Raw genomic sequence first — 16,470 nt, forward strand, 5'->3', positions numbered from 1 at the left:
GAATGAGCCTATTAAAAGCAAATTTTCATTACAACAATAAAGCCTCCAGGATATTTGTGATTTCGGATTCGGTAGGAGAAACGGCTAACCGTCTCATCCAAGCCGCTTTGGCGCAGTACCCCAATCTTGCGCCAGCAGAAATCAAGAATTTTCCTTTTATTGATAATGAATCGGATTTGAAAGGTATTCTTCAAGATGCTTTAACTGAAAATGCAATCGTTGCTTCGACATTAGTTAACCCCCAACTAAATCGAATCATTGAAGAATTTGCTACAACTAAACACTTACGTCATATTGATTTTTTATCGCAGATGATTAAATTGATTCAAGACCAAACCGGCGTTGAGCCAATATTGAGGAGCGGTGCTTTACATGCCTTGGACGAAGGTTACTTTGACCGAGTTGCAGCCATTGAATTCGCTGTGAAATACGACGACGGTAAAAATCCAAAAGGATTCTTGAAATCAGATCTTGTGTTGTTAGGTATTTCCCGTACATCGAAGACGCCTTTAAGTATGTATTTGGCCAATAAATCATACAAGGTATCCAACCTCCCCTTAATTCCAGAGGTAAATCTCCCCCAAGAAATTTACCAAGTGCCTGCTGGAAAAATCGTTGGACTAACCGCTAGCCCGAATTATATTATGAAAATTCGAGCAGAGCGCGTCAAATTGATGGGTGTTAATTCTACAACCACTTATAATGATCTCGAAAGAATTCGAGCAGAACTTTCTTATGCAGAAGAATTATATGCTCGTTTAGGTGCACTGGTAGTCAGTGTCGAGAATAAATCAATTGAAGAAGTTGCTCAAATTATTGAACAACAATTAATTTAATAATACTTACACAAAATTTAGTCAAAAAGAGTAGCGTTAACAAGTCCCCCAAACTTGTTGGCGTTATTTTTATGTGCTTAATTAATATTTGTCAAATTTTGAAAAGTAATTAGATGGATTTGTAAAAAACTATATCAGATAAATAAAAAAAGCTCTCACACCAATTAATTATGGATGTGAGAGGTAATATAATTTATTAATCTTGATAAATGGTTTTGGTGTTGTTGAGGTAGGCGTAACATAAACCAATACAAATCCCACCACCTAAGTAGTTTCCGATAAAAGCCATTGTCCATTGGCGAAGAATATTCAAGAGTTCAAAGCCGTTAATCATGTGTGAATTGTTATACATTACAAGAGAGAAGGAACCGAAATTCGCAATCACGTGATCATAACCGAGATAGACAAACATGAAGACCGCTATAATAATCACGGATACCCTAGCTGAACTACTTTTAATAAATAGAAAACCAAGAATCGCAATGTTCACAAAGATATTCGCAAGAATTCCTTCGATGATAATCTGACTACTACCTTTCGATAGCTTAGCTCCAACAACGGTTACGAGGTAACTCGTATCCGACAAATTTAAGAAGGGCGCACTAAAACTACATAGCCAACCGATAAACAAAGCGCCAACTAAATTGAATAATGTACAGAATAATAAAATTTTCACAGCTTTTGATAAATTAATTGCTTTATAATAGACGCCAGCTGTCAAATACATCATATTCGAGGTAGCTAATTCCGTGTTGAGAAACAAGACGAAAACCAAGCCCCAAGCAAATAAAAAAGAAAAGACAAACTTTCCAAGGTCGTGATTCATCTGCATGCTATTATCTGCAGCAATCCCACCAACCGCAGTTGTTAACGTTAAAAACGCCCCCGCTAAAGTAGCTCGCAAACCATAACGTATTTTGCTCTCATCGAACAAAGCTACTTTCTTCTGACAAGCCTTTCCAATATTACCAGAAAAACTAGAAACTTCCATTGCCAAACCATCCCTTCATAATCACTTAATCATTGTACATTATATCACAAATTTAATTGAATTCAATATTGTCATACAATTAAAAGATCTAATATTAATATATAAAGAAAATACCAAAAAGACAAGTGAATCCCCTTACAAAATACTATCCTAAACCATCTTATTGACAATCACTAACCGATAAATTAATCAAAAAAACACACGAATCCTTGAGCAAACAAGAAGTCCGTGTGTGATTTTATTGAGTCATATTTTGGCTAGAGATTAATTAAGCTTGTTGGTTAGCTAGGTATGTCTCGCGCGTTATGACATAAAAAGTCGTATCGACCATTTGTCCTTTAGATTGGTGAGAATCTTTCATGATATAGTCAAACGTCATGCCAATTTTTTTCAATACATTTCCTGAAGCATCATGGCCGGTATCATGACCCGAAATGATCTTGTCTAAAAGTAGGGTATCGAAACCAAGTGATAATATGGCAAAGCAAGCTTCAGTTGTTAAACCTTGTCGCCAATAGTTTTTATTCAACATATAGCCAATTTCGCCTTGATGCGTTTGATCATTTATTCTAAATTCTATCGCACCAATCATCTTACGATCCTCTTTATGCTCCATTGCATAAAAACCTAATGGAGAGGATACGTAATAATTCGCAATAAATTCTTGTGTTTGTTGCAAGGAAGTGTGTGGCTCAAAAATATGTTCCATCGTTTCCTCATCACTAACATACTCAAACACATCGGCTGCGTCTTCCAAAGTCAAAGGTCTTAAAATCAAACGTTCTGTTTCTAGAACGATATTCTCAGCTAATAACAAAGTACGGCTTTTTTTAATTGTCATAAATTCTCCTCAATAACCTTATCAAATTTAGCGATAGGTCATGTTATTTGTCTATATAATAGCACTATTTATTCAAAAAAATCTATTTTCTGTTTAGGGATGATAAGTTTTTTGTAGATTTGCCAAGCATTGAGTATCGATCAAGTTATTGATTTTTCAATAGAGTGGTCGTTTTCAAATTTCTATCAGCTTTTTGGGGGACAATCTTGCTAAAACCATTTCAATGTTTAAACTCGTGATTTGAGTTTAAACATTGAGGGCTACAATCATCAAACTCAAACTCCGAGTTAACACATTGAACGGAAAACATCACCTCACAGGTGATGATCAACCTGTAATTTGATCCATAATTATCAATTATCACCGGATTTAGTCGGAAATTCATCTGAAAACCAATTCAATGTTCGAACTCGCGATTTGAGTTTAAACATTGAGGGCTTCAATCATCAAACTCAAACTCCGAGTTAACACATTGAACGGAAAACATCACCTCACAGGTGATGATCAACCTGTAATTTGATCCATAATTATCAATTATCACCGGATTTAGTCGGAAATTCATCTGAAAACCAATTCAATGTTCAAACTCGCGATTTGAGTTTAAACATTGAGGGCTTCAATCATCAAACTCAAACTCCGAGTTAACACATTGAAAGGAAAGTATCACCTCACAGGTGATACCTAACTCGTTCTCCAGTTTTTTTGATGCATCTTTCAAAAAAACTCGACCACTGACTTTGCAAACCAATTAGATAATCGAAAAAGCTAAGCCATCAAAACAACTTTATCCATATACTTCCAAATATTCAAAAAAACGTGGACTGGTCCGTGGAATTTAAACTCCATTTAGCAGTTATAACTTAATACATGGATTTACTTTTGTTGGAATGTTTAACGTAGCTCAGCGACTTGTTTTCCAAAGCGGTATCAAGGGCAATCGGCGCAGCTGCTTTGGATTTGAGCGTAGCGAATTAGCCAGAGCCTAGCCGATTGAGCTGGAAAAGCCCTCACAACCGTGAGGCTTTGAAAGCGACCACCGCCTTGGAAAATAATCAGCTGAGCGAAGTACAAAATTTGATACATCAACATAAAACTTATAACCCTTATATTATCAAAAAACACCACGCCATTGGCGCGGTGTTCATCTTCAAAATTATGCGTTGAAATACTTCTCGTATAAACCAGCTAAAGCTTTCTTTTGATCCTTCATGGCAATCGCAAAAATCATACTGATTTCAGACGCGCCTTGGTTAATCATACGAATGTTGATGTTATTCTCAGCTAAAGCACTGGTCGCTTTATTAGCCAAACCTGTTACTTCGCGCATGCCTTCACCTACGATAACCATCATCGCTAAATCTTCTTCAATTTGTACCCATTCAGGATTCAATTTATCCTGAATCTCTTGCACAATTTGTTGTAACTCATTCTCTTTTAGACGGTGCGAACGAATAATAATCGAAATGTTATCAATCCCTGATGGGATATGCTCAATCGAAATATTATGGTCTTCAAAAATTTGTAACAAACGGCGAGTATAACCCACTTCGCGATTTAATAGATATTGACGTAAAGTAATTGACGTAAAGCCTTCATCACTACTAATCCCAATCACTGGATAATCGTTCACATCACTACGTTCAGCCACAATACGTGTTCCATCAATCTCTGGCTCGTTCGTATTCTTGATTTGGACGGGTATTTTGACTTGATAGAGAGGTTCTAAAGCTTCGTCATGGAAAATGCTGAAACCAGAATATGACAACTCACGCATTTCGCGATAAGTGATCGCATTAATCGCATGTGGATTACGGACATGGCCAGGATGAGCGGAAAAGATATGGCTTTGGTCGGTAAAGTTTTCGTAGACATCTGCTTCTAAGCCGCGGGCAACAATCGCGCCTGTAATATCAGAACCTCCACGTGGGAATGTGACAATATCACCTTTCTTGGAGTATCCAAAGAAACCAGGGATTACATATAAGGTGTCACTGCCAATTAACTGCTTCAAATAATCGTAAGATTCCGGTAATAATTGAGCGTTTGAAGGTTCATCCGTTACAACAATCCCCGCATCTTTAGGTGATAAGTAAGCAGCTTTTAGACCAAGCGACACTAAATAATCGCTCACAACTTGGGCATTAAAATCTTCCCCAGCAGACTTCAAAGCGTCTAACAAGCGAGCATCGTCTTTAATATTATTTAAATAGCTACGTAATGTACGCTCGAAACGATCAATCAAGCCATCAGATAGTCCTAGCTCATTAACAATCAATTGATAACGCGTTAAAATGCTGTCGATGGCAGGTTGCACATTCAACCCGGCCAAATGATTGGTATATAAAGCAATCAATAAGTCGGTGACTTTCGTGTCCGCTTCCTCACGTTTACCTGGCGCACTTACCACAACTGCGCGGATTTCTGGATTATTCTTAATAATAGTGGCCACTTTTCTAATTTGACCTGCAGAACTTAAAGAGCTGCCTCCGAATTTTGCTACTTTCATATACATACGTCCTTTATTTAAATTTCATCTCCTATCATCATACAATATTAAGTGGTAAAATCCTAGTAGATAAGGTAAAATAATGACAAATAGATTAGAAAACAATTAAGAAGGTAGAGGGAAATTTAGAATGAATATCGCACTTTTAGGTTTAGGAACGGTAGGATCGGGAGTTGTTGAGTTACTACAACTGAATCAATTACATATTAGCCAAGCAATTGACGAACAACTCACCATCACCCATGTCTATGTTAACAATGTGAATAAAGAACGTTCAGTTGACTTAACCGGCATGACAGTCACCGACAATATCGAAACCATCTATGAAAGTGATATCGATCTAGTCATCGAAGTAATGGGCGGCATCGAAGGTACACGGGATATCATCGCCAAATTTTTGACAAAAGGTATTCACGTCGTGACAGCTAATAAGGATATGCTAGCGGCCCACATCGACGAACTCAGCCAAATCGCCAACCAATACTCAGTCACACTCGCTTACGAAGCCAGTACAGCCGGCGGAATCCCCGTAATTCGAGGCATCCAAACAGGCCTTAACAGCAACCGCATTAACCAAGTGCTCGGCATCCTCAACGGAACCAGCAACTACATCCTGACACGCATGAGCCAAGACGGCTGGGATTACCAAACAGCCCTCACAAAAGCGCAAGAACTCGGCTATGCCGAAGCAGACCCAACCAACGACGTCGAAGGCTACGACGCTCAACGCAAAATATTGCTCCTCAGTCGATTGGCTTACAACAAGTCCCTCAACTTGGAAGACGTTTCTGTGCGCGGCATTTCTAGGATTGAAGTCCAAGATTTAGCGCAAGCCGCTCAAGCAGGATACACTATGAAACTACTTGGCACAAGCCGCCTCAACGAAGCTGACAACTCAGTGTCCATCAACGTTGAACCCGTCTTGTTAGCAAGTAGCCATCAACTCGCTCATGTGAATGACGCAATGAATAGTGTCTTTGTAAAAGGAAATGGAGTTGGTGAAGCAATGTTTTACGGTCCAGGTGCTGGTGGTTTAGCAACAGCTTCAGCAGTTGTATCAGATGTGATGAATATTGCGACTCAATCGCAACACTTTAATTTCTTGCCAACAGAAAAAGCGCGCGTTGTGGCAGATACAACAGCAAAAGCCTACTATATTCGCTTGCAAGCTGCTCCGACTAAAGCAGACTGGGTTGAAACAGAACTAGTAAATGATAGCGATCGTTTTGTGGCAGTTAGTCAGGCAATTACACCGACTGAACTAGCCGAAATTAGTCAGGATGCGGCCTTTGTGGTGGCTTATCCGATTGAAGCTTAAGAATGGAGCAATAACATGAACGAAGAAAAATTTTACTGTCGAATCCCAGCCACGAGTGCTAACTTAGGGGTCGGTTTCGATTCGATCGGCTTAGCCGTCGAGAAATTTTTAACGATTGAAGCACATGCAAGTGATCATTGGCATGTCGAAATGGTCGAAGAATTTTTGAATGTTTTACCAAGCAATAAAAATAATTTAGTCATCAAGACAGCCAAAAGGGTAGCCTCTCATTACGATGTGATGTTGCCTCCCTTACAGATTCGCATGTCTAGCGAAATTCCTTTAACGCATGGTTTGGGAAGTTCATCTAGCGCGATTGTCGCCGGAATCGAGTTGGCGAACTATTTTGGCCGCTTGAAATTAAGTATGGACGATAAAATTCGTTTAGGTAGTCAAATCGAGGGGCATCCGGATAACGTGGGGCCGTGTGTGACCGGTGGTTTGTTCGCTGGTTATTATGCGAACGATGAACTATTCTATCAGACGAGTCAGTTCGAAGGGCTTACCCTTGTATTGAGTGTGCCGCCTTATGAATTGAGTACGAAAGAAGCGCGCGGTATCCTACCGAAAACCTTTAGTCATGCGGAAGCGGTTGAACAGAATGCGATTGCCAACGTGATGCTGATGGCGATGTTGAAAGGCGACTATGAGACAATGGGCGCGATGATGATGCGCGACAAACTGCACGAGCCTTACCGCCAAAGGTTGATTGCCGAATTTCCAACAGTCAAAGCGTTAGCGCTTGAAGAAGGTGCTTACGCGACGGTGATTAGTGGTGCAGGTCCAACCATTGTGACGCTCTGTGCTGAAGACAAAGTAGGGGCAATTTTAAGTCGCCTTCAAACTGAAGTACCTGGTTGCCAACACGAAATTGTCGGAATTTATCGCAAATAAGTTGCACATAGCCCAGTTTACCTTTTGATGAAGGTAGGCTGGGCTGTTTTGTATGTGAAGGGTTTGTAAGTTTGTCGCTGAGCTGCGCTCAGCGTGGTGGTTTTTCAAGGTGGTGGTCGCTTTCAAACCACCATTGATAATCGTGACGTTCTCGGTTTTCTAGCTCAATCGGCTAGGCTCTGACTAATTCGCTATGCTCAAAGTCAGAGCCTAGCCGATGGCCCTTTATACCGCTATGGATAACAAGTCGCTGAGCTGCGCTTGATAGTACAACTGAAAGTCATGGTAGATTATAAATCTGATACACTGACCGTCGGTTAAATTGGCCTAGCTGATTTTTTTCTTTTCATGTAAGAAAACTTCAGAATAGTCCGAGGTAACTTGATTTTCTCTGTTGCTTCAATAAATTCGAAGCGCAAAAGGAGTGTCGGTCAGGTGACCGACACGAGTTAAACGTCTTGTGGTTCTAATGTAATCGTCGTGGACTGTGGGACACGACACTGCCTTGGTTTTCCTGAAAGAGAATAATTAGAATGCGAGGTTGAGGGCAGTATCGTGTCTAATATTTATGGTTCGATAGTGTATGTCATGATGCAACGATACATGAGGAGACGCTTCACTTTGTGTTGCGACGATTAAAACTAGTTCTTGAATTATCCAATCGTTCAGCTACACATTACACTGTTGAAACTAGGAGATTGTGTTGGTTAATATTTTGGTGGGGAGGGTTTTTATTTGTTATTTAGGAAGGCTGTGTAATACAATTTAAATGTGGAGAGTTGAATAAGAGATTGAAATAGAGGAGGAATTCTAATGAAAAAGAGTTTAGTTAAATTAGCAGGGGCTTTAGCGTTCACAACTGTTTTGCCGGCTGCAGCAACACTAGTAACAGAGGTAGCGCCGATTCAAGTTCAAGCGGCGGCGACGATTGATTTTGAGCAAGGGTCGAAGAGTGATGAGGAGTATGTACGTGATATTCTCAAGCAATTTAATGAATTAGATGCTTATCATTCGGAGATGAAGGATGAAGTGTCTGGTGGAACTACCACGACAACTTATGATAGTCAAACAGGTGGAACGAAGGTCGAATCATACATACCAGCTAGTGAGTACAGCGATGAAATGACGATGACGTATTATTTCTATGATGATGGGACTATGGTTTACGATGAGCTAGGCGACTTGAAATCATCAGCTTCTTATATGTCTTTAGCATACCCAGATTATGAAGCACAATTGAAAACAGTAGAGGAACAAATGGGCGATGCGCTAGTATTGACTCCACCAAGTGAAGCAGCTGAGGAACTCGAAGATATTGACGTGACAGGCACTTCAGGTGCGACGGACGAATTATTCGTACCAGAGGATTTAGTTTTCCAAGAAGTGACTAAAGAAGGTGATGTTGTGACGGCCACTGTCGACATGAGTACTTACATCGAGGAAAATCCTGAATTAGCTGAGTTTTACCCAGCGAATACGCAGTATTCAATGACTTATTCGATTGATCCAGCGGCTCAAACCATTACGTCAACGATGACGATTGATGTTGATGAATCAACTATGGAAGAAAGTTCTGATGACGAATTAGGTATTAGTTTAGCCTCTTTGATCACAGATTCAACGGTTGTGATTGTAACACAAGCTACGGACGAGAAAGTTCCAGCGATTGAAGACTTAAATACGATTACTGAAGAAGAATTTGATCAAATCTTACAAGATGCAGGACTAGATTTATACTAACCCCTAGCCAAAATACGACTTAAGACAGGCCTTGCCTGTCTTTTTTTTCATAATATAAGGTTTTATAAGTTTTATGTTGATTTATCAAGCTTTATACTACGTTCAGCTTATTGTTTTTCAAGGCGGTGGTCGCTTTCAAAGCCTCACTGACGTTCGTGCTTTTCCAGCTCAATCGGCTAGGCTCTGTCTAATTCGCTGCGCTCAAAGTCACACCAAGCTACGCCGATTGCCCTTTGTACCGTTATGGAAAACAATTAGCTGATCTACGTTAAATATTCCAACAAAAGTAAAACGATATAATCAAATTATCTTGCTAAACAGAATTTAAAATCCTTGGACTTGTCCGAGGTTTTCTTATATAACTAGGAAAGTATATAATTTTCCGGCTGTGGAACGTTGTGCTAGTGCATGTTTCACAGATTTTCTTTTGGTTCCACAGTGGTAAAATAGAGGCATGAATAAGAACATTCTCCATACTATTTTCTTTGATGAGAACAATCATTGGGACCAGTTTTCTAAAAAAATCAAGCTGAAGATAAGACCTGTGGTCTTTCAAGAAGTTGAGAAGTTTAGATACTGTGGGGATATTTCTAAAGGATTCCGGTTATTCGTTTGTGAAGGATGCCATGCGGTAAAAAAAGTTCCGATTCGGTGTAAAGGCAAATTTCGTCCGACCTGTTCTGTCGGTGAAAGTGAGCGGTGGAGTGAAATTGTATCTCAGGATATGTTCCACACCACTCACAGACATATTGTTTTTACAATTGATGAAGGCTTGAGGAATATCTTTTTAAAGTACCATCGGGAAATACTTTTGAAAGGACTAATGGACGAGGCTGCGCAAGTAATTTTGGACTATTTCAAGAAACAGAAGATTCGGCCTGGCATCATTTTGACTCTCCACATTTTTGGCTCCAAACTCGAGTTTAACCCTCATGTACATATGATTGTAACCATGGGTGGACTGACCAAAGGTGGTGAATGGAAAGATTACGATTATATTCCATACAAAATGTTGCGGATAAATTAGCAGAATGCAGTGTTAAAGTTGATTCGGCGCGTGTTATCTCCGAAGGAGAAAAAGGAAGTACAGCCACAGCTTCAAACAGCCTATACTAAAAATGCTGAAGGCTTTTATGTCAACGCTCCGAAGAGAAGCCGAACGTATGTCAAAAGAGTTCTGCAGTATATCAGCCGCTACATGAAACGCGGACCGATCGCGTTAAAACGTATCCTCATGTATGATGGCGATATCGTAATGTTCCGTTATCACGATAAGCGCACCGATACCGATGAAACAGAAATCATGCTTGCGAAGGAGTTTATTGCAGCTTTAGTAAGGCATATCCCTGATAAAAACTTTAAAATGATCCGCAGATATGGGTTATACAGCAGGAAACTCAAGACAGTTGCAAAAGAAGTCGTTAAAGAAATCCAATCAAAGATAAAGCGGCTGTTGCTGAATGTTTCGACTGCTATGAAACCAAAGAAATGGGCTGAACGAATTTTCGAATGTTTTGGAGAAAACCCCCTAAAATGTTCCTGTTGCGGAAACCTCTTTGTGTTCCGCGGGATTGTTGTGTCTAAAAATGGAGGGCTTATAATCCAATACGCGAACGATTCGGAGGCTAGGAGATATCTACGAGAGGAGATTCGGTACATTGAGTCAAAAGAATTCAAAATTAACCAAAAACAAGCTGAAAAAGAAATTTATGAAGCAATTCGCTTCGACTGGGAAAAACAGCGTCAACTATATATGCCTTCAATGCGGAATCAAGGAATCGATTCCGAAGGAAGTCGTGGATGAATTTGATCTTTGGGATGAAGGTGATTTATCTGATGCTCCTAGATTCACTTGTCAAAATTGTGGTGGAGAGATGTACCCGGAATACTACAAAAGTACCCACGGTGTGGAATATAAACTATCAGATTATCAAAAATAATAATACAACAACGCAAAAAAAGGCATCGGGGTGTTTTTCCCCGATGCTTTTCTTAGGCTATACTCCCTTTAACCGCAGGCTTAATGGAGACTTTCTGGTTACGAGGCCCATTCAATTTACCATTCTCTAAGCGTTTATGTAAGAGAAGGAAGCCGTCGCCTTCCCAATAAAGAGCTTTGAACCGGTCTTTATTTCCACCACAGAAGAGAAAGAGAGCGCCGTTATAAATATCCATGTCATATTCTTCAGTGATCGTTGCGGCTAATCCATCAATTTGACGACGCATATCCGTCTTCCCGCACACAATGAAAATATTCTCTACTTGAGTAAAGTCAATGAGCTTCATTACTAGTCATCTCCGTGAGAAGTATTTTCAACGTCGATGGTTTGATTCCCTCATATATAACAGCTCTATCTGACTATTTTTTAAATGTGCTACTAATTTCTGTGGTAAGGGCTTCTCAATCATTCGACGATTTCTTTGTTTCTCCTGCAATTTGACAGGAACGATGGACTGCTTATTCTTTTCCAATTTAAAAACCTCCAGTTGTACTTAAGAAATCTCAAGTTTAACAGGAGACCGCTAGTGCTCACAGGTACCTAGCTATTTATCGCTTACAGTGTATTTCAGAAAAATGCAGCATTTGTAGAGAAGTTTAATGGTGTAGGTGGGAATGTCTGAAAGAACGATTCCCATTCAATTATCCAGACAATAAACAAAAGATATGCATATATAAAATGACCCCAAAAGTTAGATCTAAAAAAAAACTAACTTTTGGGGTCACTCTAAAAACTCCTACCCCTCCTCTTTTTCATTCGCCAACATCAACCCTAACAATGATTCATAAATTGGTTCGGAATGGAATAGTTCAGCGACAAGGTAAGCAACAAAGGTGACCATTGCAAGGGGTAATAGATAACGAATCGATCCCCCTGTCATTTCAAGGATGAGAAAAATACCGGTCAGTGGGGCACGAACGATTGCAGCAAAATGAGCAGCCATTGCGATGACCGTAAAAACTAATAAGGTGTTCTGATCGATTAATCCACCCATTGATAAACTTGTTCCCACGATGTTGCCGGCAAGTGAGCCTAGTGCTAACAAGGGGAAGAATATACCGCCCGGCAAACCAGATGAAAAAGCCACTACTAATAAGAATAGTTTAATCAAGTAAACAGATAGTAGAGAGGCGAGAGCTATATTTTCATGGAATGGCATTAATATATAATGATCTCCTGAGCCTAATAGACTAGGATCCCATAATAAAAAGAGTGCTGTGACAACAAAAGGGAAGTTGCATTTTATAACAACAGGGACGTGCCATCGTGCATACACTCTCTTTCCCCACAGGATAACCCGATTAAATAGAACGCCTGATAAACCAATGACCATTCCTAATATAATTAAAAAAGGATAGTCTCTTACTGGTAACTCTAATGAAATAGGAATAGTAAGGGTAAAGGTGTTATCTAATAAGATAATTGATACGAGGGTGGACGTAATGATAATTAAGGAACTGGCTAAAAACCCTCTCCGCGAGGTTCGTTTCAAAAGTTCTTCTAATGCAAATATAATCCCTGAAATGGGTGAGTTAAATGCGGCAGCCATCCCCGCACTAGCGGCGCCTACAATCAAATAACGTTGGTTCTGACTATTTAAATGACTTTTTTCGGCAATACCTTGTCCAATTGCTGCGCCAATCTGAACCGATGGACCTTCTCGGCCAACAGTCAGACCGCTCCCAATCGTTAGAATGCCACCCATTAACTTATGAATCAAGACAGAGAACCAGGAGAAGTCTAACTGCCTACTTAATTTACCAGCTACTTGGGGAATACCTGAACCGCCAATCATCGGTTCTTTTTTGACGTTCCACGATACAACGACACCAATCGTTGCGAAAATAAAAATAAACAATAGTGAGTGAAGGAGACTTTGTTGTCCAAACTGCAATAACTTTCCTACCATCCCCATCAAAAAGGGAATAGCCAACCGAAAGCCACTCACCATAACACCAACTAAAAGCCCTGTCACCAGACTAACAAAACCTAGTTTAAAATCTAAACGCTTCTCTTCCATGACATCATCCTCCATTTAACTATTTTACACCTTTTTTGGAAAATGAAAAGAAGAGGGAAAAAGACGCTTGCTTAAGCAATTATTGTTATAGTAACCAAAAGAATCTCATTATCCAATCGTACCCATTAATATTGCGTTAAGTCCCTATTTAATGAGCGATGATTGCAGTGATCTGTTCGCAAGCGATGAAGAAAGCGACTGACTGTAAATGTTTATCTTTAGTTAATGTTGAGTTTATGAATTTGCTTTATAATGACAATAGGATTCTGGGAAATCAGGAATCAAGAAGGAGTATTAGCATGTTGAAAATTAAAGATATACGCAAGCAGTATCAAACAGGTGATTTCGTCCAAACTGCCTTGGATGGCGTCAGCCTGAATTTAAGAGATAATGAATTTGTCGCGATTCTTGGACCAAGTGGTTCAGGGAAAACGACCTTACTAAATATTATTGGAGGTTTAGATCGTTACGATAGTGGTGATTTAATTATCGACGGAACATCAACCAAACAATATAAAGACCGTGATTGGGATTCTTACCGTAACCATTCAGTTGGTTTTGTGTTTCAAAGTTATAACTTAATTCCCCACCAATCCGTTTTGTCGAATGTGGAATTAGCGTTGACGATTTCGGGTATTTCGAAAGCTGAACGCAAAGAAAGAGCCATTGCTTCATTGAAAGATGTTGGCTTGGGCGATCATCTTCATAAGAAACCGAACCAATTATCTGGTGGGCAAATGCAGCGTGTTGCGATTGCGCGTGCACTTGTGAATAATCCGAATATTTTGTTAGCGGATGAACCGACGGGTGCGCTAGATACCGAAACAAGTGTGCAAATTATGGAACTTTTAAAAGAAGTAGCCAAAGACCGTCTCGTTGTGATGGTAACCCACAATCCGGAATTAGCGCATGAGTATGCGAATCGTATTGTCAATCTGAAGGATGGTCATATTCTGGATGATACGAATCCTTTTGAATTGGATGCTTCAGCAAGTGAAGAAGCGGTACACCGTAATTTAGGTAAGGCTTCAATGTCATTCTTTACATCATTAGCGCTAAGTTTTAATAACTTAAAAACTAAGAAAGCACGTACTTTCTTAACGGCTTTTGCGGGTTCAATTGGTATAATTGGTATTTCATTGATTTTATCCTTATCAAACGGGGTCAATAATTATATTGAAGACATTCAAAAAGAAACAATGTTGTCTTATCCAATGACGATTGAAGCACAGTCGATTGATCTAAGTAGTCTGCTGCAAGTTGATGGGGAAGCGCCAAGCGATCCAAATCGTGAAATTGATCCCTCACGTGATGCAGTTTATGGTAATTCATTTGTGCTTGAGCGTGTTAGCAGCGTGACGACAAGTATTAAAGAGAATAACCTAACGGCTTTCAAGCAATATTTAGATGATCCTGAGAGTGAAATTCATCAGTATGTCGGCGAGAATGGGATTCAATTTACTTATGATATTGCCTTTGATACGTTCTCGTTTGATAGTGAAGAAACGCTCGTTAACAATGATGGTAGCAGCTTCGAAGAAGAAGATGCAGCTTCAAGTAGTAGTATGATGTCGCCTTTCGCGATGAGTGCTTCAACAAGTTCAAGTCATTTCCAAGAAATGTTACCAGGTGCGGACGAAGCTTCTGTCAGCCAAGCGATTCTGGATAGCTATAATCTAGAAGCAGGTGTTTGGCCAGCCTACTATGACGAAGTGATACTATTGTTGAATGTCCATAAGGAAATTGAAACATCTGCTTTATATGAATTAGGCTTATTGCCAGCAAGTGATTATAAAGAAATTCTTGCCGCAATTGATGCCGGTGAAACGCTTGAATTGGAAGAAAAAACACTCTCATATGAAGAAGTGATGAATACCGAATTCTATCTAATCCCGGCCTCTGACTATTTTGTCGAGAATGAAGAAGGACTATTCGATGACGTATCAGGCGATACCGCAGCAATCGAAGGTTTGTTGGAAGAGGCTATAAAATTAAAGGTCGTTGGGGTAGCTTCAGCTAACGAGGACGCAAGTTATACGATGACGAGCCCGATTGGTTACACACGTGCCTTAACAAATTACTTAATTGATTATTCAAACAATAGTCCAGTGGTCTTAGCACAAGAAGCAAATCCCGACATCAATGTATTGAATGGCCTTGAATTTGCGCCAGCTGATGATGAAGCTAAAATTGCAGATGCGAAAGCATATCTAAGCAATTTAACCTTGTCAGAGAAAGCTCAAATGATGCAAGAAATTATGATGATGTCCGCAACTTCTGCTTCAACTCAAGCAACAATGCCAAACGCAGAGATGCCTGAAAGTTCAGAAGAAACCGCTGAAGCGACGGAAGAAATGGCGATGCCTGAGAATGCTGAAGAACTTGCGGCTTTGGAAGCAGCCAATCCAGAAATGGCAAATAGCCCAGAAGCTCAAGCTGCTCAAATGCTAAGCATGGGTGAGGAAGAATTAGCTGCAATGTTTGATGACTTTTTAGCAGAGCCTGATACTGAAAGTTTATTGAGGCTATATGACAACTACTTATCACCAGGAACGTTAGAAGAGAACTTACTAGCCTTTGGTTCGATTAGTTTAGATGCTCCTACATCAATCAACATTTACAGTGATAGCTTTGAAGCTAAAGATGGTATCACTCAAAGTATTGACAACTACAATAAGACAGCTGCTGATGCAGATCAAATTTCATATACAGATTTAGTCGGTATGTTAATGTCATCTGTTACAACGATTGTTAATGTAGTTTCTTACGTACTAGTAGCCTTTGTCGGTGTATCCTTAGTCGTATCGTCAATCATGATTGGAATTATTACCTTTATTTCAGTCTTAGAACGTACGAAAGAAATCGGAATTCTCCGTGCAATGGGTGCCTCAAAACGTAACATTTCACAAGTCTTTAACGCCGAAACCTTTATCATCGGTGCACTATCGGGTCTATTAGGTGTAGGAATATCATTATTACTGCTTATCCCGATTAACGCTGTAATCCATAACTTAGTAGGAACAACGAGTGTTAACGCAAGCTTATCCATCCCAACTGCCATCGCATTGGTCGCATTAAGCATGACCTTAACGCTAATTGCGGGTCTGTTGCCATCACGAGAAGCAGCCAAGAAAGATCCAGTAATTGCCTTAAGAACTGAATAAACATACAAGACGCAAGGACCTATTTCTACCAAAATAGGAACCTGCGTTTTTTTGTAACATAAGGTTTTATAAATTTTTATGTTGGTTTACCAAGCTTTGTACTTCGCTCAGCTAATTGTTTTCCAAGGCGGTGGTCGCTTGCAAAGCCTCACTTACGTTC

At 39.8% G+C, this 16,470-nt stretch carries 10 protein-coding genes and 1 pseudogene; 6 read left to right on the forward strand and 5 right to left on the reverse strand.

Going from position 1 to position 16,470, the window contains the following annotated elements:
* The first annotated feature begins 2 nt into the window (after positions 1-2).
* Positions 3-836 (forward strand): pyruvate, water dikinase regulatory protein, encoded by an 834-nt coding sequence (locus tag GF867_RS01455; RefSeq protein WP_153831343.1) that lies wholly within the window; start codon positions 3-5, stop codon positions 834-836.
* Between the two features lie 196 nt (positions 837-1,032).
* Here the strand turns inward: GF867_RS01455 and GF867_RS01460 are convergent, their stop codons facing one another.
* The 3 genes from GF867_RS01460 to GF867_RS01470 form a co-directional block, all read right to left on the reverse strand.
* Positions 1,033-1,827, reverse strand: a complete 795-nt coding sequence (locus tag GF867_RS01460) for a formate/nitrite transporter family protein (protein WP_153831344.1) — start codon at positions 1,825-1,827, stop codon at positions 1,033-1,035.
* A gap of 268 nt (positions 1,828-2,095) precedes the next feature.
* Entirely contained in the window at positions 2,096-2,668 is a 573-nt protein-coding gene (locus tag GF867_RS01465; protein WP_153831345.1) for a GNAT family N-acetyltransferase, read from the reverse strand.
* A gap of 1,153 nt (positions 2,669-3,821) precedes the next feature.
* Positions 3,822-5,174: an aspartate kinase gene (locus GF867_RS01470; RefSeq protein WP_153831346.1), complete on the reverse strand. Its 1,353-nt coding sequence runs from the start codon at positions 5,172-5,174 to the stop codon at positions 3,822-3,824.
* Positions 5,175-5,304: 130 nt separating this feature from the next.
* Here GF867_RS01470 and GF867_RS01475 point away from each other — a divergent pair, with 130 nt between their 5' ends.
* The 4 genes and pseudogenes from GF867_RS01475 (at position 5,305) to GF867_RS01490 (ending at position 10,930) form a co-directional block, all read left to right on the forward strand.
* Positions 5,305-6,492, forward strand: a complete 1,188-nt coding sequence (locus GF867_RS01475; RefSeq protein WP_153831347.1) for a homoserine dehydrogenase — start codon at positions 5,305-5,307, stop codon at positions 6,490-6,492.
* A gap of 15 nt (positions 6,493-6,507) precedes the next feature.
* The gene (gene thrB / locus GF867_RS01480; protein ID WP_153831348.1) at positions 6,508-7,386 is read left to right on the forward strand and encodes a homoserine kinase; all 879 of its coding nucleotides are present in this window, start codon (positions 6,508-6,510) and stop codon (positions 7,384-7,386) included.
* An 813-nt stretch (positions 7,387-8,199) separates the two neighbouring features.
* Positions 8,200-9,126: a hypothetical protein gene (locus GF867_RS01485; RefSeq protein WP_153831349.1), complete on the forward strand. Its 927-nt coding sequence runs from the start codon at positions 8,200-8,202 to the stop codon at positions 9,124-9,126.
* 454 nt (positions 9,127-9,580) lie between these two features.
* Positions 9,581-10,930 (forward strand): annotated as a pseudogene (locus tag GF867_RS01490) (IS91 family transposase).
* A 188-nt stretch (positions 10,931-11,118) separates the two neighbouring features.
* On the opposite strand, the gene tnpB reads toward GF867_RS01490, so the two are convergent.
* Positions 11,119-11,412 carry an IS66 family insertion sequence element accessory protein TnpB gene (tnpB, locus tag GF867_RS01500; RefSeq protein ID WP_126109124.1) on the reverse strand — a complete coding sequence of 98 codons (294 nt, stop codon included), beginning with the start codon at positions 11,410-11,412 and terminating at the stop codon, positions 11,119-11,121.
* 450 nt (positions 11,413-11,862) lie between these two features.
* The gene (locus GF867_RS01505) at positions 11,863-13,146 is read right to left on the reverse strand and encodes a ClC family H(+)/Cl(-) exchange transporter (protein WP_153831351.1); all 1,284 of its coding nucleotides are present in this window, start codon (positions 13,144-13,146) and stop codon (positions 11,863-11,865) included.
* A gap of 299 nt (positions 13,147-13,445) precedes the next feature.
* On the opposite strand from GF867_RS01505, the gene GF867_RS01510 reads away from it, so the two are divergent.
* Positions 13,446-16,310: an ABC transporter ATP-binding protein/permease gene (locus GF867_RS01510; protein WP_153831352.1), complete on the forward strand. Its 2,865-nt coding sequence runs from the start codon at positions 13,446-13,448 to the stop codon at positions 16,308-16,310.
* Positions 16,311-16,470: the final 160 nt, after the last annotated feature.

The organism is Fundicoccus ignavus (assembly GCF_009659375.1).
In the GTDB taxonomy this organism is placed as follows: Bacteria; Bacillota; Bacilli; order Lactobacillales; family Aerococcaceae; genus Fundicoccus; species Fundicoccus ignavus.